Genomic DNA, 1,286 nt, shown 5'->3' on the forward strand with positions numbered 1-1,286 from the left:
ATATTCCATCGTCTTTATTTTTATTAATATTATTAGTGATATTTATTCAATGGCTAATGCTTATAGTATTCTATAAAAAGCTTGATAAAAATGGTTATCTCTTAGGTTATATATTTTTACTATTTTATACAAGCTTTCTTTATACATATTTGGTGTGGAAACCGAATATCTCCGCCGTAATATTCTTTATAGACGCTTTGCCTTTTATCATTATCTTAAATTTATTCCCACGTAAGATTAAAAACGTGTTTTCTATAATTTCTATTTTAATAGGAATGTTGTTGTATATTAAATTTGCGAGCTATTATCTCTGGGAGATAAGAAATTATAATAATATTTTTGAAACACACAAAATTTACAAATGGGAGCATGAAAGAGCCGGAGGAATAATTACTACGTATCCTTTTGATAAATTTAAAAGTTCTATCGATCTTATAAACAAATACTCTTCAAATACAAATGAGATATATATGATATCAAAATATGATAATATACTACAGTTTTTTAGTAAAAGATATAGCGGATTAAAGTATTTTGAGTTACGCTCTTTTCTAGTATCGGACATAGAATATAATGAGGTATTAAATTTGATAAATAGTAAGGCCGATATTTTATATGTAGATGCCGATATAGATAGAGACTATAAAGCGGAAATGAATGAAAGGCGCTTTTTCGATCTATATGATGAATATTGGTATAACGAAAACGTAAAGCAAAGAATACCGAAATTAGAAACCTTAAATAAATTATTTAATGAAGTTAAAGAAAATTATGAACTTATTGATAGCGGGGGACTTCTTAATGTATATAAGAAAAAATAATTTATTTATAGTACTATTATTTTGTCTAATAACAGCTCAATCTAGGTTTAAATTTATTTATAGGGTTATGCTTTTGTCTATTTTTTTGGCTTTTGTCATATGTATTTATAAAAAAGCCAGTATCCTTATATAAGAAAGATATCAATGACAATTAAACGCCAGCTATTCTCTTTTCTTTTAGTAGGTATCCTAAATACCATCTTTGGATATGGGCTTTTTGCCCTTTTTATCTATCTGGGTCTATATTATCCCCTTGCCGTGTTGCTTTCTACGATACTTGGCGTATTGTTTAACTTTAAAACCATAGGTAAGTTAGTGTTTGGTAGCAGTGATAATGGTTTGATTCTTAGATTTGCCTTAGTTTATGTCATAACCTATCTTTTAAATATATTTTTTTTGTGGCTTTTTAAGCGGCTTGGTTTCGAAAATATGTATATAAACGGTTTTGTGCTTTTGATCCCGCTA

Annotated in this window: 2 protein-coding genes; both read left to right on the plus strand. The window is 27.7% G+C overall.

From position 1 onward, the window contains the following. Window positions 1–821 (plus strand): hypothetical protein (locus Q0257_RS11940; protein ID WP_298025075.1); only part of this gene is annotated, 821 nt, incomplete at its 5' end. 144 nt (window positions 822–965) lie between these two features. Further along, on the plus strand, window positions 966–1,286 hold a 321-nt coding region (locus Q0257_RS11945), incomplete at its 3' end, for a GtrA family protein (RefSeq protein ID WP_298025077.1).

The organism is uncultured Campylobacter sp., from assembly GCF_938018035.1.
Classification (GTDB): Bacteria; Campylobacterota; Campylobacteria; order Campylobacterales; family Campylobacteraceae; genus Campylobacter_B.